At 40.6% G+C, this 22,896-nt stretch carries 24 protein-coding genes; 13 read left to right on the top strand and 11 right to left on the bottom strand.

Features of this window, described 5'->3' with window-relative positions; translation table 11 throughout:
- Positions 1-8: 8 nt before the first annotated feature.
- A complete protein-coding gene (locus N6B01_RS08365) occupies positions 9-629 on the bottom strand; it encodes a LemA family protein (protein ID WP_262078263.1) in 621 nt (206 codons plus the stop codon).
- Between the two features lie 216 nt (positions 630-845).
- On the opposite strand from N6B01_RS08365, the gene N6B01_RS08360 reads away from it, so the two are divergent.
- The 6 genes from N6B01_RS08360 to N6B01_RS08335 are packed head-to-tail and all read left to right on the top strand — an operon-like array spanning position 846 to position 7,103.
- Entirely contained in the window at positions 846-1,853 is a 1,008-nt protein-coding gene (locus N6B01_RS08360) for a 3-oxoacyl-[acyl-carrier-protein] synthase III C-terminal domain-containing protein (protein ID WP_262078262.1), read from the top strand.
- A gap of 54 nt (positions 1,854-1,907) precedes the next feature.
- Entirely contained in the window at positions 1,908-2,903 is a 996-nt protein-coding gene (locus N6B01_RS08355; RefSeq protein WP_262078261.1) for an NAD-dependent epimerase/dehydratase family protein, read from the top strand.
- Positions 2,900-3,739 carry an MBL fold metallo-hydrolase gene (locus tag N6B01_RS08350; protein ID WP_262078260.1) on the top strand — a complete coding sequence of 280 codons (840 nt, stop codon included), beginning with the start codon at positions 2,900-2,902 and terminating at the stop codon, positions 3,737-3,739. The genes N6B01_RS08355 and N6B01_RS08350 overlap by 4 nt, the downstream gene beginning before the upstream one ends.
- A complete protein-coding gene (locus tag N6B01_RS08345; RefSeq protein WP_262078259.1) occupies positions 3,739-5,016 on the top strand; it encodes a F390 synthetase-related protein in 1,278 nt (425 codons plus the stop codon). The genes N6B01_RS08350 and N6B01_RS08345 overlap by 1 nt, the downstream gene beginning before the upstream one ends.
- Positions 5,017-5,049: 33 nt before the next feature.
- On the top strand, positions 5,050-6,120 hold the full coding sequence (locus N6B01_RS08340) for a DUF3419 family protein (protein ID WP_262078258.1): 1,071 nt from the start codon (positions 5,050-5,052) through the stop codon (positions 6,118-6,120).
- Positions 6,117-7,103, top strand: coding sequence for a Rieske 2Fe-2S domain-containing protein (locus N6B01_RS08335; protein WP_262078257.1), 987 nt, complete (start codon positions 6,117-6,119; stop codon positions 7,101-7,103). The genes N6B01_RS08340 and N6B01_RS08335 overlap by 4 nt, the downstream gene beginning before the upstream one ends.
- 82 nt (positions 7,104-7,185) lie before the next feature.
- Here the strand turns inward: N6B01_RS08335 and N6B01_RS08330 are convergent, their stop codons facing one another.
- Positions 7,186-8,394: a YeeE/YedE family protein gene (locus tag N6B01_RS08330; protein ID WP_262078256.1), complete on the bottom strand. Its 1,209-nt coding sequence runs from the start codon at positions 8,392-8,394 to the stop codon at positions 7,186-7,188.
- 232 nt (positions 8,395-8,626) lie between these two features.
- On the opposite strand from N6B01_RS08330, the gene N6B01_RS08325 reads away from it, so the two are divergent.
- A complete protein-coding gene (locus N6B01_RS08325) occupies positions 8,627-9,295 on the top strand; it encodes a DarT1-associated NADAR antitoxin family protein (RefSeq protein WP_262078255.1) in 669 nt (222 codons plus the stop codon).
- Positions 9,296-9,310: 15 nt separating this feature from the next.
- On the opposite strand, the gene truA is transcribed toward N6B01_RS08325, so the two are convergent.
- From truA to def, 3 genes are read right to left on the bottom strand one after another with little or no spacing between them, the layout of a single operon-like run.
- Positions 9,311-10,054: a tRNA pseudouridine(38-40) synthase TruA gene (gene truA / locus N6B01_RS08320; protein ID WP_262078254.1), complete on the bottom strand. Its 744-nt coding sequence runs from the start codon at positions 10,052-10,054 to the stop codon at positions 9,311-9,313.
- Positions 10,055-10,076: 22 nt separating this feature from the next.
- Entirely contained in the window at positions 10,077-11,000 is a 924-nt protein-coding gene (fmt, locus tag N6B01_RS08315) for a methionyl-tRNA formyltransferase (RefSeq protein WP_262078253.1), read from the bottom strand.
- A complete protein-coding gene (gene def / locus N6B01_RS08310) occupies positions 11,000-11,524 on the bottom strand; it encodes a peptide deformylase (RefSeq protein WP_182417323.1) in 525 nt (174 codons plus the stop codon). The genes fmt and def overlap by 1 nt, the downstream gene beginning before the upstream one ends.
- A 330-nt stretch (positions 11,525-11,854) precedes the next feature.
- Between def and N6B01_RS08305 the strand changes: the two genes are divergently transcribed.
- Positions 11,855-13,012 (top strand): DNA recombination protein RmuC, encoded by a 1,158-nt coding sequence (locus N6B01_RS08305; protein WP_262078252.1) that lies wholly within the window; start codon positions 11,855-11,857, stop codon positions 13,010-13,012.
- An 80-nt stretch (positions 13,013-13,092) separates the two neighbouring features.
- Here N6B01_RS08305 and N6B01_RS08300 read toward each other — a convergent pair whose 3' ends face one another.
- The 4 genes from N6B01_RS08300 to N6B01_RS08285 all read right to left on the bottom strand — a co-directional run bounded on the left by N6B01_RS08300 (position 13,093) and on the right by N6B01_RS08285 (position 16,765).
- The gene (locus N6B01_RS08300) at positions 13,093-14,037 is read right to left on the bottom strand and encodes a metallophosphoesterase (protein WP_262078251.1); all 945 of its coding nucleotides are present in this window, start codon (positions 14,035-14,037) and stop codon (positions 13,093-13,095) included.
- 74 nt (positions 14,038-14,111) lie between these two features.
- Positions 14,112-15,137: a CDF family Co(II)/Ni(II) efflux transporter DmeF gene (dmeF, locus tag N6B01_RS08295; protein ID WP_262078250.1), complete on the bottom strand. Its 1,026-nt coding sequence runs from the start codon at positions 15,135-15,137 to the stop codon at positions 14,112-14,114.
- 96 nt (positions 15,138-15,233) lie between these two features.
- A complete protein-coding gene (locus N6B01_RS08290; RefSeq protein ID WP_182417319.1) occupies positions 15,234-15,506 on the bottom strand; it encodes a metal/formaldehyde-sensitive transcriptional repressor in 273 nt (90 codons plus the stop codon).
- A gap of 353 nt (positions 15,507-15,859) precedes the next feature.
- On the bottom strand, positions 15,860-16,765 hold the full coding sequence (locus N6B01_RS08285) for a PhzF family protein (protein ID WP_262078249.1): 906 nt from the start codon (positions 16,763-16,765) through the stop codon (positions 15,860-15,862).
- Positions 16,766-17,048: 283 nt separating this feature from the next.
- Here N6B01_RS08285 and N6B01_RS08280 point away from each other — a divergent pair, with 283 nt between their 5' ends.
- From N6B01_RS08280 to N6B01_RS08270, 3 genes are all read left to right on the top strand, one after another.
- Positions 17,049-17,390 carry a BA14K family protein gene (locus N6B01_RS08280; protein ID WP_262078248.1) on the top strand — a complete coding sequence of 114 codons (342 nt, stop codon included), beginning with the start codon at positions 17,049-17,051 and terminating at the stop codon, positions 17,388-17,390.
- An 8-nt stretch (positions 17,391-17,398) separates the two neighbouring features.
- A complete protein-coding gene (locus tag N6B01_RS08275; RefSeq protein WP_182417316.1) occupies positions 17,399-17,713 on the top strand; it encodes a hypothetical protein in 315 nt (104 codons plus the stop codon).
- 159 nt (positions 17,714-17,872) lie between these two features.
- The gene (locus N6B01_RS08270) at positions 17,873-18,115 is read left to right on the top strand and encodes an Imm74 family immunity protein (RefSeq protein WP_262078247.1); all 243 of its coding nucleotides are present in this window, start codon (positions 17,873-17,875) and stop codon (positions 18,113-18,115) included.
- Between the two features lie 111 nt (positions 18,116-18,226).
- On the opposite strand, the gene ilvC is transcribed toward N6B01_RS08270, so the two are convergent.
- Both ilvC and N6B01_RS08260 read right to left on the bottom strand, forming a co-directional pair.
- On the bottom strand, positions 18,227-19,246 hold the full coding sequence (gene ilvC / locus N6B01_RS08265; RefSeq protein ID WP_182417314.1) for a ketol-acid reductoisomerase: 1,020 nt from the start codon (positions 19,244-19,246) through the stop codon (positions 18,227-18,229).
- A 162-nt stretch (positions 19,247-19,408) separates the two neighbouring features.
- A complete protein-coding gene (locus N6B01_RS08260) occupies positions 19,409-20,053 on the bottom strand; it encodes a TetR/AcrR family transcriptional regulator (RefSeq protein WP_182417313.1) in 645 nt (214 codons plus the stop codon).
- A gap of 328 nt (positions 20,054-20,381) precedes the next feature.
- On the opposite strand from N6B01_RS08260, the gene N6B01_RS08255 reads away from it, so the two are divergent.
- Together N6B01_RS08255 and N6B01_RS08250 are read left to right on the top strand one after the other, a co-directional pair.
- The gene (locus N6B01_RS08255; RefSeq protein ID WP_262078246.1) at positions 20,382-20,924 is read left to right on the top strand and encodes a DUF924 family protein; all 543 of its coding nucleotides are present in this window, start codon (positions 20,382-20,384) and stop codon (positions 20,922-20,924) included.
- 461 nt (positions 20,925-21,385) lie between these two features.
- Complete coding sequence (locus N6B01_RS08250; RefSeq protein WP_262080621.1) at positions 21,386-22,816, top strand: M48 family metalloprotease; 1,431 nt, start codon at positions 21,386-21,388, stop codon at positions 22,814-22,816.
- The last annotated feature ends 80 nt before the right edge of the window (positions 22,817-22,896 follow it).

The following is a 22,896-nucleotide window of genomic DNA, read 5'->3' as shown; positions in this document are numbered from 1 at the left end:
TACCTTTATCAATTGAACTCAACCTTTGGTACCTGTTGAGCTACAGGATCAATGGTAAAGCTTGGCAATGGTTTTGCATCGCGGTACCAAATCCATGTCCATATTATTGTTGGCATTGTTTTTAAAGCAGTATTATTAATCCTAACCGCTTCAATATAGTCGCGTCTTGCGACTGCAATTCGGTTTTCGGTGCCCTCTAATTGTGACTGCAAGGCAAGAAAGTTTTGATTTGCCCTTAAATCTGGATATTGTTCGCTAATTGCCATTAGACGTGATAGTGCGCCAGTAAGGTTTGTTTGATTTTTCAAAAATTGCTGCATAGCTTCAGGATTATTTAGACTATCAACATTGATGGTGGTTTGGGTTGCCTTAGCTCGGGCTTCAATAACGCTATTAAGGGTTGATTGCTCGTGGCTTGCATAGCCTTTAACTGTTTGCACAAGATTGGGAATAAGATCACTGCGGCGCTGATATTGATTTAATACTTCGCTCCAAGCTGCTTTGGCTTTTTCCTCATTTGAAGGAATCGTGTTGAAGCTAAATAGACTCCATACAGCTAAGGCTATAAAAATAAGCAGGATTATTTTTGTTAGACCAAAAGATGATGGGGTAGGATTATTATCCCGCATTGATATAGCTCCGTGTTTTTGATTAAGAACACTAGCCTTTTAACATTTCGCTGGAGTAATTGAAAAGCAATTATTTATGATGTTGATAATTATATCTTTTAGTAGAATTTAAAAATTATAATTAAAAAAATGAACATTGTCCAAAAAATACCATTGACTTTTATTTGAACGTTGTTCATTATTGTTGGTGAAGTTATACAGCGTATGGGTGGGGATATGGAAAAGGTGACATTACCATTAAAAATTTTAGGGGTTGGAACGTGCTTACCGCAGATTTCAATTAGCACACAAAAAATCGAGCAGCAGCTCGGTGTAGGCGGCGGGACGCTTGAGAAAAAAGTCGGGGTGATCTCGCGTCCCGTTCGCTCTAATGGTGAGGATCAAATTAGCCTTGGCGTAAAAGCTGCAAAAAATGCAATTGAACAAAGTAATATTTCTTTATTAGATATAGACCTTATTCTTTTTGCTTCTGCCGTTGGCTATCAGTCAATACCTGCAACGGCGCCGCTTATTATGCGCGGGCTAAATATTAAAAGTGGCCAAGCCGCCGCCTTTGACGTCAACTCAACCTGCCTTAGCTTTGTAACCGCCCTCGATATGGCTGCATGTTTTTTAAATAGCAAACGTTATAAAACTATTCTTATTGTTTCATCAGAAATTGCTTCAATGGCTTTACCTTGGCATGATGATGCTGAAACGGCAGCGCTCTTTGGCGATGGTGCGGCGGCAATGGTGGTAAGCAGTTCAGAGGATGCAGGCCAAGGCATTAGCGCCGCATCAATGGCAACTTGGCCAGAAGGTTATGAGCATTGTCAATTGGGGGCAGGTGGAACGCGCTTTAATCCGCAAGATAAAAATAGCGGATTTAATGAAAATGTATTTTTCCGAATGCAAGGCAAAGCTGTTTTTCGCCAAGTTCGTGATCATTTTAACCGCTTTATCTCTGATCTATTAGAAAAAGCCGGTTGGCATGCCGATGATATTGACGTTGTGGTGCCTCATCAGGCAAGCCCCTTAGGTCTTGCCCATATCATAAAAATGGCGCCATTTAAAAATGCCAAATTCATAAATATCTTGGCCAATCATGGCAATCAAATCTCTGCCTCCATTCCAATTGCCTTTCACCATGGGCTTGAAAATGGATTAATTAAACAAGGTAGTAAGGTCTTACTGATTGGAACATCTGCAGGCCTATCAATCGGTGGTATTTTGTTAAAGTTTTAGGTCCTAATCCTAGACTATTTCATTTATCATTAAGATTATGTGAGCGAGGAAACCATGCGTGTTATTGTTACAGGAGCAACAGGCTTTCTTGGGCTTGAAACCTGCCGCTTATTACGCGACAAAAAATGCGATGTGATCGCAATTGGGCGCAATTTAAAGCGCGGCGAACTATTAACGCAGCTAGGTTGTACTTTCTGGCGATTGAATCTTGAAAACCTGCAAGATATGCAAGAATTGCACCAAAGGTTACAAAATGAAACCATTGATGGTCTTGTCCATGCCGCTGCCCTTTCATCGCTTTGGGGGAGGCGAGAAGATTTTTATCGTGCCAATGTCGAGGTGACCGAGAATTTATTAAAAATAGCTCAATCCCGTGCTATTAGCCGTTTCATTTTCATATCATCGCCTAGCATTTATTTTACATGGGCAGATCAGCTTGATGTTGATGAAAATAAATCGTTACCAAAGCCTATCAATGATTACGCCGCATCAAAGGTAAAGGCTGAGCGTTTAACTCTTAGCTATGCCGATTTGTCACCAATTATTTTGCGACCAAGGGCAATTTATGGTGCAGGTGATACAGCATTGTTACCACGCTTAATCAAGGCTGCACAAAGGCGACCATTGCCATTATTACGCAATGGTGTAGCTGTTACCAATCTTACCCATGTGGAAGATGTTGCTCGCGCTATTTGGGCAAGCCTTTTAGCACCACGGCAATTGCCACAAAATATATTCAATATTGCAGGCAAAGAGGCTTTGCCTATCACCAAAATCGTTAATGAAGCGGCAAAAAGGCTGGATTGCAATGTGCGTTGGAAAAAGACACCGCTAGCAGTTGCAAGACCTTTAATTTACATGATGGAGCAATTTCACCGTAGTTTTTTACCCAATATTGAGCCCTTATTGACCAGTTACAGCCTTGGCGTTTTTGCCTGTTCACAAACCCTATCCATCAAAAGAGCACAACAAATTTTAGGCTTTGAACCGCAAATTATTTTTGCGGAAGGATTGGATAAAACATTTCATCATAATGGGGGCTTACAATGAAGGCGCCTCGTTTTTTTAATAGCGCATGGGTCAGCGCCCCGAAAGGCTTGGTTGCCCGCCATGGTGGTTTTAAAAAACAACATTTTTGCGTGCGCTGGGGACTATATGAAACGGAAAAGCATGGCAATATTGTTATTGACACCGGTTATAGCCACCGAGTTACACGGGGTGCGAGCCGCTCATTGCCATTAAAAATTTACAATGCTCTTTTGCGCCCTAAGCTTCATGCGTTAGGACTATGTGAAATAGTTTTAAGTCAGCTGCAAAGTGATATTAGCCTTGTTATTTTAACGCATTTTCATGCCGATCATATAGCTGCCGTCAAGGATTTTCCAAATTCACGGTTTTTGGCGAGCCGCATAGGATTTGAGCAATTCAAACGAGCGTCAAATTTCAGCCAATGGCGCCATGGCCACTTTAGTGAATTATTGCCGGATGATTTTGAAAAGCGACTTTGTTTTATCGAAGACTGCGAGATCATTACCATAAACAACCATCAAACCTATGATATTTTGGGTGATGGCTCGTTGCTTGCCTTGCCTTTGCCCGGGCATGATATTGGCCATTTTGGGCTTTTATGGCCAAAATTATCACAACCTTTGCTTTATGCGGTTGATGTTGATTGGTTGGCTTGCAATTTACAAGATCAAAGACAAAGTTTTGCCATGCGCATGGTGAGTTTTAATTGCGATGAGGCTCAGCTCAGTCATGCAATCGTCAAGGATTTTACTCAACAAGGTTATAGCCTTGTTTTGTGCCATGATCCCTCAACCAACTCCTATGACAGTTCTCATCTAGCATTAACTCATCACTATGTTGAAAAAGGGGAAGCGTGATGTTTGAGCATTTATTTACCAAACGTTTTGCGTTGCAAAGCTTTTATCAGGTTTTAAAGTTAAAAAAGGCACTTAAGACAGAAGAGCAATTAACGGCATGGCAAAACAAAAATCTAGCGCGTTTAATTAGCAAAGATATTGGTAAGGTTGGTTTTTATAAGGACAAAAATTTTAGGGCTTTAGAGGATTTACCGATTATCGACAAAAAAATCATGATGGATAATTTTGCCGATTTCAATCGCCTCGAAATGAGCGGCGATGAGTTGCGGCAAAAATTGCATGATAATGATCAGCCGAAAAATTACACCATTGGTATGAGTACCGGCACGAGTGGCAATCGCAGCCTTTATATTATTAGCGAGCGTGAAAAATATATTTGGCTTGGCATTATTCTTGCAAAGCTGTTACCCCGATATCCACGCCAAGGCGCAAAAATTGCAGTTGCCTTACCCACCGCAACGCCAATTTATCAATCAGCCAATCATTTATGGCGGTTACAATTGCAGTTTTTTAACTTAAATGACGGCTTGGACTGTGTCACGGACAAATTGGCGGCCTATGCCCCTGATACATTAATTGCACCGCCACATCTTTTGCGTTTTTTGGTGGATAATGGCTTTAAGTTGCCGCTAAAACGCGTCTTTAGCGGTGCAGAAGTGTTAGATCCATGTGACCGGAAAATTATTGACAACGCCTTTGGTGTTAAGTGCCAAGAAATCTATATGGCATCGGAAGGCTTATTGGCAACGCCGTGCGAGCATGGCAATCTTCATCTTTGCGAAGACAGCATGCATTTTGAATGCGAAGCGGTTAGCGATGATGGCTTGGTTACCCCAATCATTACAGATTTTATTCGTAATACGCAAATTCTGGCCCGTTATCGCATGAATGATGTTTTGCGCCTTGATGAAAGACCATGCCCTTGTGGTTCACCCATGCGGCGCATTAGCGAAGTTGTTGGCCGTATGGATGATGTTTTTAAACTGCGCGCACGTGATGGGCGGCTTGTTACTTTAACACCAGATATTATGCGCAACTCTATTCTTGATGCATCAAAACAAATCGAAGATTTTAGGCTGATTTACCGCAAAGATGGCGCAATTGTCATAACTATGCCGCCCCATATTGATGCGCAAAGCCTGATAGATCTGAACCTTGCTTTTGAAGGTCTATTGGACAGATTTAATATTTCACAAACATTTATTATCGAACAACAAGTATTAACGCCGCCGCCAAAGGGGAAGTTGCGGCGCATTATCAACCAACATCAAAACTAAATATAGCATTATTATTGAAATAGTGGGGATGATATGAGTTTTTTTAACAACCTCAATTTCTCCTCCTCAAATGAGGATGGACAAAGCGAGCTACAAGCGCTGCAAGATGTATCTCAAAGTCTTTTATGCTTGACTGGCTCAGGTACACGGCCGCTTGATATGCTTTTTACCAATGCACAAGAAGTCATTGCTCTTGATTTAAGTTTTGCCCAAAATGCCATGCTTATGCTTAAAATGCTAGCAATTAAAACCTTGGAATATGATGATTATCTAAGCTTTGTCGGGCTTTTACCAGCTAAAAACCGCCTTAATACTTATCATTTATTGCGAGGTGAATTAACCGTTGAAGCACGCGACTATTGGGATAAAAATACCAAGCTCATTAAAAATGGTATTTGGTATTGTGGGCTTTGGGAAAAAGTTTTGAATTTTACCGCAAAAACATTGCGCGTTATGAAAGGTAAGGCGGTTAATGCTTTATTTGCCGCATCCACACTTGAAGAACAGCAAGCGATATGGGACCGCGAATTTAACCAAGGTATTTGGCGCAGCGGTGTTAAATTTTTGTCCCACCGCTTTATTTGGACCCATATTATTGGTGAACCGGGTGGTGCATTTATTCCATCACGTGAAGAGGTAGAAAGACAACTTGCACAAAAGTTTCAAAATAGTGCAGGCGAATTTTTCTTTCGCGATAGTGATTTTGCCTCGTTAATGTTGCGTGGGTATCATGATGTTAGCCAAGGTTTACCCTATCATATGGCGAAAGATAGCTATCAATCATTGCGCGATAATTTACCAAAAATGAAAATTGTAAATGGTGGACTTCATCAATTACCGGAAATGAATTTGGGGTTAATCGATGGCTTTTCAATTTCTGATTTTGGCTCTTATTGCACATTAGAGACCTATAAGGCTTGTTGGCAAGGTGTAATTAGCAGCGCGAGTAAAGATGCCATATTTTGTGAGCGCATTTTGCTTAATCCATTGCCACTACCCTTTGAAAATATCCACATAAATGAAGAATTATCATGCGAGCTAACCCTTAAAGATCGCGCCATTATTTATGATATCCGAGTTGGAACTATTGGGAGCCTATTATGACAAAACATTTTTGGCATGCCGTTTATATAGCCGATAAGTTAAAGAAAAAGCCCGTCCGTATTATGTTTGAGGGCGAGGCGTTAGTGTTGTTTCGCAGCAAGGATGGTATTGGCTGTTTAAAAGATATGTGTCCGCATCGCGGTGCATCACTATCAAAAGGGCGCGTTGTCAATAACACAGTAGAATGCCCATATCATGGTTGGCGCTTTGATAAAAAAGGTGCGTGCAAAGAAGTGCCGCTTTATGATGGTGAATTACCACGCCGCTTTTTACGCAATTTCACCGCTAAAGAGCATAATGGGCTTATCTTCATTACCCAAGATGAAGAAAGCGCCGGTAATTTGCCTGAAATTATTTGGGACGATCAACCCTATGCCCAATATATTATGGAAAATGATGCCATTTCAAATTTAGCGGATGTGGTAGAAAATGTCCTTGATCCCATCCATACACTTTTTGTCCATAAGGGTATCGTGCGCGGATCCAATGCAAGCAAAAATTCGGTGACATTTACCGCAAGTGTTGAAAACAGTGTTTTGATTATTCGCCATCAAGGTGAAGAAAAGCAAAATGGCTTTTTGTCCCGCTTATTGGAGCCACAGCGCAGCCATGCCATTAATCGTTTTGAATTGCCCGGCACGGTAAGCCTTGAATATTATGGCAAGCAAGGTTTAAGCTTGTGTTTAACCGCTTATTTTAGCCGCGAAATTGATAACCAATATAAGGGCTTTGCCGTCTTTCGTGGTCCCAAACAGCATGGTCTTGGCTATCTTAAAGGACTGTTTCTCATACCGATTATGCGTAAAGTCATTTCACAAGATCAAGACATTATGAAAGACGCAACCAATAATCGCCACCTTGCTGGCAATCCGCCTTATGCAAAATCACCACTCGATCTTTTTCGTCCAATGATTGACCGTATCATTGAAACGCCAAACGAGCTGATTAATTTGCCAGAAGGTCAAATGACGTTATTAATATAAAACGGTAATTTAATGAATTTTAAAACGAGCACTTAACTATCAAGAAAAGTACTCGTTTTTTTGCATTGCGGATGAAACTAAATTAGCAGCTTTGCGCTACAGCCTTAGCCTCAAGTCCAAATAATGGGCGGGCATAAACGCCAACAATATTGCCAAAAAATGCTGCAATAAGCCATAGCCAACCATGCAGGCTGCCCGAGGCAATGCCAGAAAAATAAGCGCCAATATTACAACCATAGGCAATTCTTGCGCCATAGCCCAGCAATAAACCGCCAATGATAGCGGCACAAAAAGACCCAAAAGACATTTTTAGGGTTGGTTTAAATCGACCTGCAAGGCTTGCAGCTAACATTGCGCCGGCAATAATGCCAAAATCCATGACGGTTTGCACATTGGTAAAAATACTTGAAGTTAGTTTTTTTGCATTGCTTGGATTTTGCCAAAAAGTCCATGAGCCAACATCAACACCCAACATAGTAGCAATTTTTGCGCCCCATATAGGAAAAGCACCAGCAACCGTCCATGGCCTGCCAGAAACAATAAGCGTTACATAATTAAGTAAGGCAAGGGCAATTGCCCCCCATATAAGTGACCGAGGACCGCGTAAAAATCCGTGGCTGTTAGAAGGCTTTTCTTTTTGAACTGTGCCATATTTACGCTTTTCCACCCATAGGGTCAAAAGCGATATTATAGCAAACAAAGCAAGCGAAATTGTCATGCCAGCCCAAAGGCCAAAGCTTGTGAGTAACGAAACGGCTTCAAGAGTGGGAACTGCATTCCAAAAAGGCGCATGGGCAGTGGAAATAAGTGCCCCCAACACAAAGAAAAACAATACAATCAACATGCGGGCGCTACCGCTGCCCGCGGTAAAGAGAACGCCAGAGGCACAACCGCCGCCAAGTTGCATGCCAATACCAAACATAAATGCGCCGATAATAACCGTAAGGCTTAACGGTGCACTTATTCCAACGACGGGATTGCCAAAAAAGCTTCCACCTGCAAGAGTTGGAAAAAATAAGCAAACAGCAATGGCAAGCATAAGCATTTGCACTCTTAACCCGCGCCCACGTCCATCGCGGATAAAAACCCGCCATGCGGAGGTAAAGCCAAAGGCTGCATGATAAAGTGTAATGCCAAGTGCACCGCCCACCAATAATAATAGGCCTTGTCGCCAACCATAGGTAAAAGCTATAAAAGCGGCACCTAAAAGAAGAAATAGAATTGAGATGATTTTAGAAAAAGTCAGATAAGCTGACAGCTTTTTTGTCTGACCAGACACGACCGTGTACATGGCAGTTCCTTTCATTTGATAATGATGATCTTTTAGGCATATTGCATGTAGTTGTCGAGTATTGATTTTTTAAATTGTTAATAATGAAATAAGTATTTTGCTTACAAATGAATAGACTTTACGCCATGTATCTATAAAATGCATTCCATTGCAAAAATATTTACATAAAAGCAAAAAAACGGACTATTCTCATTAATTAAAACTTCCAATAGATTTGATAGTAGGATTTGTCATGCAAAAAAATATTGGTTCAGCAACGCGGCCGATTTTTATTCCTAATAGAAATAGTCCTGCGGTTATAACCAAGGAAATTACTTTTGATTGGCATATGGGTATGAGTAGCGCGGTTAGAAAGCGCTCTATTGCCAGCCTACATGAAAAAGCAGGGCAGGCTGGTATAAGGTCTGTTTTGGAAGCATCAAGCAAGTCAGATGAAGCTATTGGATTGGATTTAAGTGCTTTTTTCTTACGCAATGATAAGGGGATTGCAGTTGAAAATCTTTTTCAAAGCAGCAAAGTCTTTGAAGGAGATATTCAGTTTAAAGACCTTATGAGTGTAACACCGCGAGAGGCTAAAAAAGATCCGCGACTAAAAACATCAGGAAAAATGATAAAATTTAGCTATGATGGTAAAGATTATCCCCTAAATCCAACCAGTCTTTTTTATGATTGGCTTTACACAAAAATACTCTTTACCGAAGAAAATAATACTGCGCTAAAAGACAATTTTGCTAATAAAAATTATGATGCATTTAGCGATATTGAATTTAATCCTAAAAAATCACTTAGTTGTCAGGCGCGAACATTAGCTTTGAGTATTTCACTTTATAGCAATGACAAGATTGATGATTTTTTGTCTGATCCAATTGGCTTTTCAAAAGCATTTAATCTTTATGCTTAACGGTGACACAAATTATCAGTAATCAACACCGGTTAAATAAAGCCCATGGGGTGGGGCAACAACACCGCAGCGTTGCCTGTCCTTAGCAAGTAATGCTGCCTCAACATCATCAGCGGTAAAACGCAATGTGCCAACATCCATTAAGGTGCCAGCAAAAGATCTTATCTGATTGTGCAAAAAGGCACGCGCACTGGCATAAATATCAATATAGTCGCCATTGCGGATCACATCTAATCGATCAAGGGTTCGAATAGGACTTTTGGCTTGACATTGGGTCGAGCGAAAAGTGGTAAAATCATGCCTTCCTAAAAGCCTTTGCGCTGCCTCATGCATTTTATCGCTGTCAAGTGGTTTTGGCACCCACCAAACGCGCATGGCATCAAGAGCGGTATGGGAGCGGCGATTTAAAATACGATAATGATAATGGCGCTTTAAAGCTGAAAACCGTGCATTAAACTCTTCATCAACAAGCTCAACAGCAAGGATTGATACCGTGTCGCGATTTTGAATGAGATGGGCATTACAAGCATCACGCACCGTGTCACTGCGCCATTCCTTGGTCAAATCAACATGAGCAATTTGTCCCAAAGCATGCACCCCTGCATCGGTACGTCCTGCTGTCGTAATGGTGGGATTTTCGCCTGTAAATTTAAAAATAGCGCTTTCAATTGCCCCTTGGACACTTGCAAGATTATCCTGCCTTTGCCAACCAGCGTAAGGCGTGCCATCATATTCAATTAAAAGCTTATAGCGATGCAAATCACAATCCTATTTTTATTAGCTAAATGATGCTTGTTACAACATTGCCGCGCAAAAACTCATCACTATTTAATGGTTTACCACCAGCTTTTTGCAATCTTGTCAAAATAACTTTGCCATCTTGGCATTGAACCGAGCAATCTTGGCGATCAAAGCTTGCAATTTCACCTAGCGCTTTTTCACCAAGTTTAGCACCAAGAATTTTTACGCGCTCAACACGGCCACCAATATCCATTTCGCACCAGCTACCTGGAAAAGGCGCCAGGCCACAAATTTGCTTTTGTACGCTGCGTGCTGGCTGCGCCCAATCAATACGGGTTTCTTGCTTGCTAATTTTTTGGGCGTAAGTGATGCCATCATTGCTTTGTTGGGTGAGGGGAAGTTCACCTTTACCTAGCAAGTCCATGGCTTTCACCATTAAGTCTGCACCTATTTGCGATAATGCATCATGCAATTGTCCGGCAGTCATTTCCTCGCCAATGGTAATCGATTGCGTTAGGGCAACAGGTCCAGTATCCAACCCCTCATCCATTTTCATAATCATCATGCCAGTTTCGCTGTCACCGGCCATAATCGCACGTTGAATTGGGGCAGCACCTCGCCAACGGGGTAAAAGGGACGCATGGCCATTATAACAGCCAAGACGTGGTGCATCCAAAATAGCTTTGGGTAATAAAAGACCATAGGCAACCACTATCGCGGCATCCAAGTTTAAGGCCGCAAATTTTTGTTGCTCTTCCTGAGATTTCAAGCTTTTTGGCGTAAAGACCGGAAGCCCTAAAATTTCCGCGCGATTTTGTACGGGTGATGGCGTAAATTCAAGTCCACGGCGACCGGCGGGGCGCGGCGGTTGGCTATAAACTGCAACAATTTCATGACCAGCTTTGACCAAAGCATCAAGAATAGTCACCGAAAAATCGGGTGTGCCCATAAAACATAGCCGCATTATAATACCTTTTCGCCTTGTTCTTTTGCCCGCTTTTTAAATTTCTTTACGACCATTTCGCGCTTGATACGTGATAAATGGTCGATGAAAAGCTTACCATCCAAATGGTCTATTTCATGTTGGACACAGGTGGCTAAAAGATCATCCGCAGCAATTTCTTGTGCCTTGCCATTAAGATCAATATAGGTAACGCGCACCATTTTAGGGCGTTCCACTTCGGCATAATAATCAGGAATGGAAAGGCAACCTTCTTCATAAGTATTACGCTCATCCGAGGACCAAATGACTTTAGGATTAAACATCACCATTGGTGCTTTAGGCTGGTCTTTATCAGCAACATCCATGACTAAAAGGCGTATAGGCTCAGCAATTTGTATAGCCGCAAGCCCAATGCCTGGCGCTGCATACATGGTTTCAAGCATATCATCAGCAAGTTGGCGTAACGCGTCATTAATGTTTTCAACTGGTTTTGATATTTCCCGCAAAATTGGATCGGGCAAAATAATAATCGGTTTTATAGACATGGCCTTCAGCTAACCAACTGCAAATAAGCAATTTTATATGTTTTAAAGTGAGCGCATTTGATTTTGCGTAAAACCAAATGAAAAAGATGAATAATTAAGTGCAATCCATATAGTCTGCCACTTAAATTTAAAAATGGACAGAATATAAAGTTTGGCGAATTTACCCCAACATGTTGCAAGTGTAAAGATTGAGCAGATATTAGCTGTTATCAAGTCTGTCAACAATAATTAAAATACTATGTTCATGTTTTGATCGATTTTTGTTTCTGTTTTATTTAATATTGTTACACAATTTGATTCGTATTTTACAATTTGAAAGACTGGTACTCCATGCCAATCAGCAATTTTTCCTCAAGTGAACTGGCGATGTTTGGGCTTGGCAGTGTGCTTATTGGTGTCATCATTATCGCAATTATCGTCTCTAGGCTTAATCTACGACAAAAATTAAGTATTGAGATTGAGGCCGATGAGCGCGCGCGCCATAATGATTATCATATCAATGCATTGCTGCAAGCCCAAGCGGAAATCCAAGGGCGCATGCAAACCATGGCGGAATTATTTGGAACACGCCAAGCCGAACTTAACCATGAAATTGGCGAACGTTTAGATGGTTTAAGTCAGCATTTAGGGCAGTCTATTGGTCAACAAACCCGCACAACCCATGAAAATCTGGTGCGTTTGCAAGAGCGGCTTGCGGTTATTGATCGTGCACAAAACAATATTCAAAGCCTTGCGGGGCAGGTTGTTGAATTGCAGTCGATTTTATCCAATAAACAAACACGCGGTGCTTTTGGTCAGGGGCGGATGGAAGCTATAATATCCGATGCATTACCGCCAACCAGTTATAAATTTCAAGCAACTTTATCTAATGGCACAAGGCCTGATTGCGTGATTTATTTGCCCAATGCTGCGCCTCATTTGGTTATTGATGCAAAGTTCCCGCTGGAAGCTTGGAATGCGATGCGTGAAGCAACAACCGATGATCTTCGCCAAAGAGCTGAGCAACGTTTTCGCACTGATATGGATGTCCATATACGTGATATTTCGCAAAAATATCTCATTAGTGGCGAAACCCAAGACACAGCCTTTATGTTTGTGCCATCAGAATCAATCTTCGCAACCATTCATGAAAATTTTGAAAGCATTGTTGAAAAAGCCAATCGTGCCCGCGTTATTATAGTATCACCGTCATTATTATTGCTTGCCATTGATGTGGTGCAGCAAGTCTTAAAAGATGCGCGCATGCGTGAGCAGGCTCATTTAATTCAGGCAGAGGTTTGGGCATTGATGCAAGATCTTAACCGCCTTGATGAACGGGTGCGCAAATTGCAAAGTCATTTTCAAATGGCCGAAAAAGATGTTGATGATATTCTTATTTCTTCATCAAAACTATTGCGGCGCGGTAGCCGCATTGAGGCTTTGGAACTGGGTGAAATAAAGCATAATAAAACGCCCGATGATGGTTTGCCATCGGATAGTTTACTGTAATTTATTAATAGGCCTGAAAGCCAAGCGCATTGATGACTTTTTCAAATTGGTGACTTGGCCAATGCGCTTGGCAGTTATCATTAATATTTTAAAGTTCGGCTTTCTTCGCGGCCAAAACCTTTAATTTCCAAGCGGTCATCATGAACGGTAAAAATCGAATAAGCAGTTGTATCAGGTGTTTCCACCATGCCTTTTAGATTAACAAAATATTTGCCGCCTTTTTCGCCATAATTGCCTTGATGATTATGGCCACAAAAATAGCCGATAACATTTTTATGGGCTGTCAAAAGATCAAGCAATCGTTCGCTATCCCACATATTATGCATATTGGCTGGAAAAATTGGGTAATGTCCAAAGACGACAACGCGTTCATTGGCTTTTTCCGCAGCTTGTATCGTATTTTCTAACCATTGGAACTGCTCGTCAGATAATGAGCCATTCCAAATCTGTGCATTATCAGCGCCTTTGGCTTTTAATGCGTCTAAACGTTTTTGAGCAATTTCCAACCGTGGGTCATCAGGAATATTGAGGTATTTATTACCTTTAGGTGGAGCAAATAGGCTAATTTCATTGCCATCAATGACGATAAAACGATAACCACCACCACTAAAATCATAATAGTTTTTGGTAAGTCCAAGGGTGCGGGAGATAGACCTGATATAATCGCCTGCAACATCATAATCATGATTGCCTAAGACAAAGAAGTTTGGATGTTTTAACCGGTCATAAATTGGCAAAATATCGTTAAAACTGGTATAATGGCGGTCAATAATATCACCAAGGGTGATAACAAATTCCAACTCTTCCTTATTGTAATGATTGATACATTCTTCCAATTTCCAAAGGCTATTGGCATAAAAACGTGTTTGGCCGTTGGAGGCGATTGCTGCATATTGTGGATCGGTTAATACGCCAAAAGAAAATGAACCTTGTTTGTTTGCCGCAATTACTGGTTTGATACTGGTAAAAGGGGCGAGAACCGCCGCTGCTGAAATAGTTTGTAAAAGATTACGCCGATTAATCATTTTATCTTCCCTCTTGAATGCACATTTTGAATGTGCATTCTTTAAAAAGCTGAGGTTTCATCCGCGTGACTATTTTATTGCGTTTTTGTTACATATTTTGCCAATAATAAGTTTTCGCTATGGTTGTTCACTTCAATAGTGATATGCGATAATTCATGAATTCCATGTAGTCGCCCTTTATAATAATCGGGCGTTTGCGGCACTTCACTATTTAAAGCGATAATCGCTCCATGGTGCCCCGGTCCTAACTGCCAAATATGCAAATCGGTGATTGTTGCATTTTCATTTTTTAGTGCAGTAATTATTTCTGTTGTTAGTTGGCTATTTTCTGGATCTGCATCAACAAGCACGCCGCCAGTATCACGTATAAGCCCCCAAGACCACCGGCCAATCACAATTGCGCCGACAACGCCCATTAAGGGATCAGCCCATAACCAACCATAAATCCAACCAAAAATAAGAGCAATAATTGCAAGGACTGAAGTCAAGGCATCGGCCAAAACGTGTAAATAGGCAGCGCGTAAATTATTATCCTTTGCATTTTTGCTTTGATGATAATCATCATTATGAACATGATCGTGGCTATGCCCGTGATCATGTTCATGAGCATGGCTGTGTTGATGGCTATGTCCAAGGTGATGATGGTGATCATCTTTTAATAAATAGGCAGAAACGAGATTAACAATTAATCCTACAACTGCTACTAAAATCGCTTGGCCAAAACTAATCTCTATTGGATTAAATAGGCGTAAAAGACTTTCAAAGCAAATGATTACCGCAACGAGTGCTAGAATAATCGCGCTCGCAAAACCAGCTAAATCGCCAAATTTCCCAGTGCCAAAAGTGAAACGACGATCTTTTACAAAACGGCGTGCATAATAATAGGAAAGGGCGGTAACCAACATGGCGCCAGCATGGGTGGACATATGCCAACCATCGGCAACAAGCGCCATTGAGCCAAATATCGTGCCAGCGATGATTTCAACAACCATCATCGAAGCGGTAAGCGCAATCACCAGCCATACTTTGGTTTCGTTGCGATTATGATCACGTCCTAAAAAAATATGGTCATGATTGGCAGTAATTGGTTGTATAGTCATCTTAAGCTCCAATAGATGATAATCAACAATTTGTGGGGGGCAGCTTTATCTCAATGTTTTAATGTGATTTATTTATCTAACACATTAAAAATATTACTATTTCATATAGGTGCGTATAACTTCTATCATTTCATCGCCGCCTTGTTTGCGCTCTTGTTCATTATCGGCTTCAAGCACATGGGCAATAAGATGCTCTTCTAATAATTGGGCGGTTAATCCACCAACGGCACCGCGTACCGATGCTGTTTGTCGCAAAATATCAGCGCAAGGTGCTTCATTTTCCAAAGCTCGCTCTATTGCTTCTAATTGACCCTTTATCCGCCTAATGCGAGCAATGAGTCGGTCTTTTTGCTTGATCGTATGGGCCATAATAGCTCTTTCAGTAAAATAATATACCCCCCTATACTATATTTACGACGTTTCAACAAGGCGGAAAGAATCAAAGCGAGAGTAAAATTGGGCTTAATTTTCAAATATAAGAAAATTCTGTTACGGTCTAAATTGGGGAGAAGAAGTAAATAACTTGGAAGTAGCCGTTTTAATTTATAAATTTTATTTTGAACGGAAATTAAATATTGAAAATGGGAAAATTCGTCAAACAGAATAGCTAAGCGGTTGCTATTTCAACAATGCAACGATTTAACGCTTAATGGTAGAATTTGCGCATTCACATTATGCACTAATATCAATGGGGCAATTTAGGCTATATGTGATCAAAGCGCTTAGAAAAAGATTTCGCCTTGTGCAATTTTTACTGATTTTCCGCCAATACGGGCATTGGCAATTTTATCATCATGGATGTGGAAGCCAAGTTTGATACGTGATGGCCGCCCCATTTCAAGCCCTTGCTCTAGCCATAATTCATGGTCACCATTTTGATATTGGTCAAAATGATGGGCAAGCCCAATAAAGGCTGATGCTGCCGAGCCGGTTGCTGAATCTTCTGAGCCATCAGCACGCAACATGCGCGCATGAAAAGCTGTATCGATACGCTGTGTTTCGCGGCAATAAAGGTAAAATGACGGTATGTTGCCTTCTTCATCAGCAAAATTTTGTGCAATAAACAAAGGGTCAGCAGAAATTCCAGCAATTGTTGATAAATGATCAATTGGTACAAAATAAAATGGCACACCGGCAGACCAGAGGCTTGGGCGATGATTTTCAAAGCCAATTTCGCGATTTTCTACGCCAAAGGCTACGGCAAAAACTTCACTTTTTAAGGTTAGGGGGAGTGACTGTGGCAATTTGGGTAGGTCAAACTCAACAAACGATGTGTCACCGCAAAGTTTTACAGCGCAACGCACAATACCAATTTTTTCTTCCAATATCATCAGGGTTTCAGTTTGTTGTGATGTTGTTAGATTGGCTAATGCGCTTGCAGCTCCAATGGTGGGGTGACCTGCAAAGGGCATCTCCCCGCTTGGTTTAAAAATTCGAATCTTTGCTCGGTGAATAGGATTTTCTGCAGGTAGTACAAAAACTGTTTCTGCAAGATTAAATTCTTGAGTAATTTTGAGCATTTGCTCGTCATTTAAGTCTTGTGCATCATAAACAATAGCTAAAGGGTTGCCTGTAAAAGCGGCATTGGTAAAAACATCAAATATTTCATAACGATGCGTGTTTTTCATATTTTTACCCCACTACATTTTTTAGTCAAACCCAAATAAAATGAACTTTTATCAAATAACATTTTTATATAATCTGTGTAATCGTTTTCCTGCATAAGATCTTTTAACCTTAATGCATTTTGATTGCACCACTTAATTTTGCACAATATTTACAAACTGTTGATATAAAAGAAATACGTTATTGACAATGGCTATGTAAAAAGAAATTTTGAATTATTGATATTTTCTTTAAAATTCTCGTATTGCTTGCTAAACAACACTATATTGAAAAGAGGAGGCCATAATGACCAAGCTTTGTTTTTTATTATCTTCTCTTGCAATGATATTGGCGAGCAGCACCGGCAATAGTTGGGCGGTTGATATTAATAATCCTTATGTAAAACCGCTACCGCCACGTATGGTGGTGCCAAGTCCGCAATATCGGACAGGGCAACCGCGTCAACCTTATAATCCAAGCCCGATTGAAGTACCCTCACGCCAACAAAAGCTTAATGGGCAGCTAGATATAAAGCATATTGAATGGTGCAATAATCAGTATCAAAGTTATAAACGCACCGATAATACTTATTTACCCTTAGGCGGCGGCCAAAGGCGTTCATGCTCGTCGCCTTTTTATCAGCCTTAATGCTATTCATGAAAAATAAACATCAAAATCACAGTAAATATAAAAGTAAGATGCGGGCTTTATACGACAATCGCCCATGCCCTTTGTTTGATGGTAAATCCATTGAACCAGGTTTATGCATTGATATTATGAGCTTTTTAATCGATTATCCTCATGAGGAGCCATATGAGGATTATGTGATAGATAACATCATTAAAGATAATAACTCTGATATTTATCTTATAAAGAAATTATGTTGTACGCATGCTTTGTTTAAAAAATACATTAACCAACATCTTTATAATGTTGCTAACGAGAAATTAGTTGATAAGGATGAGGCTTAGCCGCCGAAAAAACTTTTATCAAAAGAAAACATTGATTGATATAGTTATGGTTTGAAGGTTTGCAAGTTCTTGTATTTTATATGTTTTATTCTTTTTGTAATATCTCAGCTTGTTTTGTAAAGCAATAGATTACTTATTGATATTTTAAAAGGGTAGGGGATGATTATAAAATTTAATACCGGCTATCTTTGGGTGAAAATTGGCAATAAAACTGCGAAAATCGCTGGCGAACTATATTTTCCAGAAGAAACAAAAATTGCCTTTGCTGTTCAATTATCTTCAATAATAAAATGGCAACCACCGCACGCTAACCAAGAAATAACCGCTGAAGATCGTGATTTGATCATTGAAGATATAAAAAAAGAGTTTTTATCGAAAGATCGCTATGTAACTTTCGAGTAAGCTGCTTTGCTTAGAGGAGCGAGGACCAACGGCACGTCTTAGAATTTCGATGTACAAAAAAAGGCTGCCTTATTGCTAAGGCAGCCTTTTCTTTTGTGCTATAAACGCAAATTAGTTACGGTCTTTGTCAACCAATGCGTTTGATTTAATCCAAGGCATCATATTACGAAGCTTTTCACCAACTTGCTCAATTGGGTGCTCGTCATTAAGACGACGTGTTGCTTTAAAGCGTGCAGCGCCGGCCTTATATTCTTGCATCCAATCAGAGGTGAATTTACCGTTCTGGATTTCGGTCAAAATGTCTTTCATTGCCTTTTTGCTTTCGGCAGTGATAACGCGTGGACCTGACATGTATTCGCCCCATTCGGCAGTATTCGAGATGGAGTAGTTCATATTGGCAATGCCGCCTTCATAGATAAGGTCAACAATGAGCTTTACTTCATGCAAGCACTCAAAATAAGCCATTTCAGGTGCATAGCCGGCTTCAGTCAAGGTTTCAAAACCAGCGCGGATAAGTTCAACCAAACCACCACAAAGAACGGCTTGTTCACCAAACAAATCAGTTTCACATTCTTCGCGGAATGTGGTTTCAATAACGCCTGAACGGCCGCCGCCAACGCCACAAGCATAAGAAAGGGCTAGGTCATGGGCATTGCCAGATGCATCTTGATGAACTGCGATGAGGCAAGGAACGCCGCCGCCTTTTTGATATTCGCCGCGCACTGTATGGCCAGGACCCTTAGGGGCGATCATCACAACATCAACGGTTTTTTTGGCTTCAATAAGGCCAAAATGGACGTTAAGACCATGAGCAAAAGCAATTGCTGCGCCATCGCGTAAATTGTCATGGATATGGTCTTTATAGATTTCAGCCTGTAATTCATCAGGGGTTGCCATCATCATTAGGTCAGCCCATTTTGCAGCATCGGCAACGCTCATCACCTGGAAGCCATCTGCTTCAGCTTTTTTAGCTGTTGGTGAACCTTCACGAAGAGCCACGCGAATTTCGCTAGCGCCTGAATCCTTAAGATTAAGGGCATGGGCACGGCCTTGGCTACCATAACCAACCATGGCAACTTTTTTTGACTTGATTAAATTAACGTCTGCATCACGATCATAATATACGCGCATGGAACTCTCCTCTTGCGGTCTGTTTGGTGTTTATTGCAAGCATTTAAACAAAATGCTTGTTTTGGTTTTGACTAGTTTTGATTGGGCAACACTTCACCCATTCAAATTTATTTCAACCATTCACCAAATATCAGGTATTTAGCGAATAATTGTGAAACTTCATTACAAAAGAGTTTTAAACTCCTCAGCTACATATAGATGGAAGAAATGACGGGTCGCATTGCGCGCCTCCTTAATGATGATGTCATCATTCATTTCAATCTCATCGCCCAATAATAGCCTTATCTGCATATCCCGCACAACAAGACCAAAAAACGTTCTAAAGGCTTGATCAATGGTTTCAATATCTAGTAAGCCAGCGTCACGGCCAAGCTCTAAAAGGGGCTTAACTCGCTTTGCCATTGCAAAAGGTCCATTAGAAAGCACAATTTGACCAAGTCGAGCATTGTCGGGTGACGCTGAGCCTACCGCTAAGCGATTTAAAGCAATGGATGTTGGTGATGATAAAACCATCAGCCAGTCACGTGCAAAATGTTCAAGGCTAGAAAAAAGCGACCCTAAATCAAGCGCTTCTTTCTTTATTGGCATAATCCGCACTTTGGCTGCTTGCCATTGCACCATGGCTTCAAGAAAATGATCGCGGTCACCAAACCATTTATAAAGTGTTTCTTTAGAGCAACTTGCTTCTTGAGCGATCCGCCCCATGGTAAGGGCTTTGTCACCGGTAACCAGTAAATGCAAAGCCGCATCAAGCACGTCTTTTTGACGTTCCGTCAGCGCTTCAACTGTTGCTTCTACCGTTTGCATGAATGCCTTACTCAATAATTATAAAATACTAAATTTGCTTTATTCGATAAGTGTCAACGTACCGTACCGTTCGGTACCATGCACAATAATTTTAGCTTTAGCAAGTGGAATCTTTGGTAAATCAATAGAAGATTTTATGTGCTCGTAAAAATGGCCTTGTTGTGGTTGTACTTGGTCCCGTTCATTTTCAAAAGCAGCAATTATGTTAAATTAAAATTTGTGCAGCTTGTTGATTTGGTAAAGATTGCTTACATATTATAAAAGTCGTAAGATTGGATTAGTTGACACTTTGGTTAAATGTTCGTGGCTGCCAATAGGGAGGATTGCTATGATTGATAATGAGCATGCAGTGATCGAATTTTGGAAAACTGCCGGCCATGAAAAATGGTTTAAAAAGAGTGATGCTTTTGATGAGGAGATCCGTCAAAAATTTTGTGATCTTTGGCAAAAGGCAGCCAATGGTGAGTTAGATGATTGGCAAAAAACAGCTGAGGGTTCACTTGCCTTATTACTGTTGCTTGACCAGTTCTCACGCAATATGTTTCGCAATGATGCAAAGGCTTTTTCTTGTGATTTCAAGGCCTTAAAGATTGCCAAAAATGCTGTAAAATTGGGCTTTGATCAAAAAATAGAAAAAGCTTTGCGGGCGTTTTTTTATTTGCCGTATGAGCATTCTGAAGATATTGACGATCAAGAGGAAAGTATTAAATTATTTAAAAAGTTGGGTGATGATAGCTTTTATCAATATGCCCTTATCCATCAAGATATTATTAAACGTTTTGGACGTTTCCCTCACCGCAATTTGGTATTGCATCGGAAGACCACCACCGAGGAACAAAAATTTCTTGATAGTGGTGGTTTTGCCGGCTGATGTCGTTGTTTACTTAGTTTTCTGGTTTAACGAACCTGAAAACCGTGCCTCTTGTGTCACAGACATAAAAAAACGAGTTGTAAATGCTTTAAGTTAAAAAAAACAGGTTTATCGCAGATATAATATTGCGTATATTATTCAGTAATTTATCGCAACAAAAAGGTAAGTATTTAGCAAATAGTTGTTGTTAATAATATAGCCTTATGGAAATTGGCTTTAAAGATTGAAAATTGTGATTTATAGCTACAGAAGTCTAATGGCTTGGCTTATTAAAGTGTGGTTTTCAATTGATACATGTCTATTGAAATTTAAGCAAAAATATAAAAATATATTTTAATTAGAATATATTATATTAAATATGTGCAGTGAGAAAAATAATGGCAATGGCTTTTAGTCAAACTATATCAACAAAAGGCAAACAGCGTTCTTTAAAGCGTTTTTCCGTTCACTTTGCTCTATTGATGTTGCCACTGTTAAGTAGTTGCACATTGATAGATTATAGCAAACCTGATGGTGGGTTAAAGCCATCTATTAATCCCTATATTGTTGATACTGTCGATAAAAATAATCAAATGTCGCAGCTTGGTGCCGCCCAACATCCGCGCATTCTTGCTACATATGGTGGCGAATATAATAATCCGCAATTGGAACGTATGGTTGCCAAAATTGTTGGTAAACTAACTGTTGCTGCTGGCAGTTCTGACCAAACTTATCGCATTACTATTTTGAATTCCCCCAATATTAATGCATTTGCCTTGCCAGGTGGTTATGTTTACGTAACGCGTGGTCTGTTGGCTCTTGCCAATGACTCATCTGAAGTTGCTGCAGTAATTGCGCATGAAATGGCGCATGTGACCGCTAATCACGGTGTACAACGTTTGCGTAAAGAGGCTGAAGTTGAATTAAGCAATCAGGTCGTTTCTGAAGTTTTATCGGATAGAAATCGTGAGCGCCAGACGGAGCTGCGTGGTAAAATGTCTTTGGCGCAGTTTTCGCGCAATCAGGAATTGGAGGCTGATAAGATTGGCATTAAGACCGTTGCCGAGGCAGGCTATGATCCTTTTGCATCAGCAAGGTTTTTACAGACCATGGAAGGCTATTCCCAGTTTAGAAGCGTATCAGGTGCAACTGATGCAAAGCTTGACTTTTTGGCCACCCACCCAGCAACACCGCAACGTGTCCAATTAGCTCTTGGGCAGGCACGCTTGGTAAGTGCACCAGGCGTTGGCTCAACAGATCGCGATTCATTTTTAAAAGGTATCGATGATATGGTATTTGGTGATACCGCCAAAGAAGGTTATATCAGAGGTCAAAACTTTATTCATCCTGAACTTGGGGTTGCTTTTACCGTACCGAATGGTTTTACAATTGATAATTCTAGTGCTGCAGTGGTTGCTAGCGGCGCTGATGATACCGCTATTCGCTTTGATGCTATTAATAAACCAGACGATATTAGCAGTGCTAAGAATTACATTCAAAGTGGTTGGGTATCAGGTCTTGATGTCGATAGTGTGCGCTCGGTTGATATTGGCGGATATCCAGCAGCAACCGCTAGCGCGCAAAGCCCTAAATGGCAATTTGATGTTATTGTCATTCTTGTTAAAAATAAGATCTTCCGTTTTTTAATTGCAGCACCTAAAAATAACAATTCGCTGCCAAGCATTACGAGCACGACAATAAACTCGTTTAAAATATTAAGCCGTCAACAAATTGCTGCATTAAAACCGCTTCGCGTTCATGTTGTAACGGTAAAACCGGGAGAGACCGTTGCATCGCTTGCTAATCAAATGCAAGGAACCGATAAAAAGGTCGCATTGTTTCGCATATTAAATGCATTGTCACCAACATCGGTGGTATCTGCTGGTGACCGCGTTAAGATCATTGCTGAGTAATGATCTTAACTTGTATCGCCATTTTGATATAGTAACCCAACGATTTAGTAAAATTTGTAATCGGGATTAGGGCTGTATGA

Source organism: Bartonella sp. HY406 (genome assembly GCF_025449315.1).
Classification (GTDB): Bacteria; Pseudomonadota; Alphaproteobacteria; order Rhizobiales; family Rhizobiaceae; genus HY038.
The sequence above is the reverse complement of the archived record's forward strand: the minus strand, read 5'-3'. Positions and strand labels throughout refer to the sequence as shown.

Coding starts and splice junctions, on each gene's coding strand:
- def (WP_182417323.1), bottom strand. CDS start 11,524: ATGTCTATAAAACCGATTATTATTTTGCCCGATCCAATTTTGCGGGAA.
- N6B01_RS08270 (WP_262078247.1), top strand. CDS start 17,873: ATGATTATAAAATTTAATACCGGCTATCTTTGGGTGAAAATTGGCAAT.
- N6B01_RS08300 (WP_262078251.1), bottom strand. CDS start 14,037: ATGATTAATCGGCGTAATCTTTTACAAACTATTTCAGCAGCGGCGGTT.
- N6B01_RS08280 (WP_262078248.1), top strand. CDS start 17,049: ATGACCAAGCTTTGTTTTTTATTATCTTCTCTTGCAATGATATTGGCG.
- fmt (WP_262078253.1), bottom strand. CDS start 11,000: ATGCGGCTATGTTTTATGGGCACACCCGATTTTTCGGTGACTATTCTT.
- N6B01_RS08335 (WP_262078257.1), top strand. CDS start 6,117: ATGACAAAACATTTTTGGCATGCCGTTTATATAGCCGATAAGTTAAAG.
- N6B01_RS08305 (WP_262078252.1), top strand. CDS start 11,855: ATGCCAATCAGCAATTTTTCCTCAAGTGAACTGGCGATGTTTGGGCTT.
- N6B01_RS08250 (WP_262080621.1), top strand. CDS start 21,386: ATGTTGCCACTGTTAAGTAGTTGCACATTGATAGATTATAGCAAACCT.
- dmeF (WP_262078250.1), bottom strand. CDS start 15,137: ATGACTATACAACCAATTACTGCCAATCATGACCATATTTTTTTAGGA.
- N6B01_RS08365 (WP_262078263.1), bottom strand. CDS start 629: ATGCGGGATAATAATCCTACCCCATCATCTTTTGGTCTAACAAAAATA.
- N6B01_RS08355 (WP_262078261.1), top strand. CDS start 1,908: ATGCGTGTTATTGTTACAGGAGCAACAGGCTTTCTTGGGCTTGAAACC.
- N6B01_RS08285 (WP_262078249.1), bottom strand. CDS start 16,765: ATGAAAAACACGCATCGTTATGAAATATTTGATGTTTTTACCAATGCC.
- N6B01_RS08275 (WP_182417316.1), top strand. CDS start 17,399: ATGAAAAATAAACATCAAAATCACAGTAAATATAAAAGTAAGATGCGG.
- N6B01_RS08290 (WP_182417319.1), bottom strand. CDS start 15,506: ATGGCCCATACGATCAAGCAAAAAGACCGACTCATTGCTCGCATTAGG.
- N6B01_RS08345 (WP_262078259.1), top strand. CDS start 3,739: ATGTTTGAGCATTTATTTACCAAACGTTTTGCGTTGCAAAGCTTTTAT.
- N6B01_RS08340 (WP_262078258.1), top strand. CDS start 5,050: ATGAGTTTTTTTAACAACCTCAATTTCTCCTCCTCAAATGAGGATGGA.
- N6B01_RS08260 (WP_182417313.1), bottom strand. CDS start 20,053: ATGCAAACGGTAGAAGCAACAGTTGAAGCGCTGACGGAACGTCAAAAA.
- N6B01_RS08360 (WP_262078262.1), top strand. CDS start 846: ATGGAAAAGGTGACATTACCATTAAAAATTTTAGGGGTTGGAACGTGC.
- N6B01_RS08255 (WP_262078246.1), top strand. CDS start 20,382: ATGATTGATAATGAGCATGCAGTGATCGAATTTTGGAAAACTGCCGGC.
- ilvC (WP_182417314.1), bottom strand. CDS start 19,246: ATGCGCGTATATTATGATCGTGATGCAGACGTTAATTTAATCAAGTCA.
- N6B01_RS08330 (WP_262078256.1), bottom strand. CDS start 8,394: ATGTACACGGTCGTGTCTGGTCAGACAAAAAAGCTGTCAGCTTATCTG.
- N6B01_RS08325 (WP_262078255.1), top strand. CDS start 8,627: ATGCAAAAAAATATTGGTTCAGCAACGCGGCCGATTTTTATTCCTAAT.
- N6B01_RS08350 (WP_262078260.1), top strand. CDS start 2,900: ATGAAGGCGCCTCGTTTTTTTAATAGCGCATGGGTCAGCGCCCCGAAA.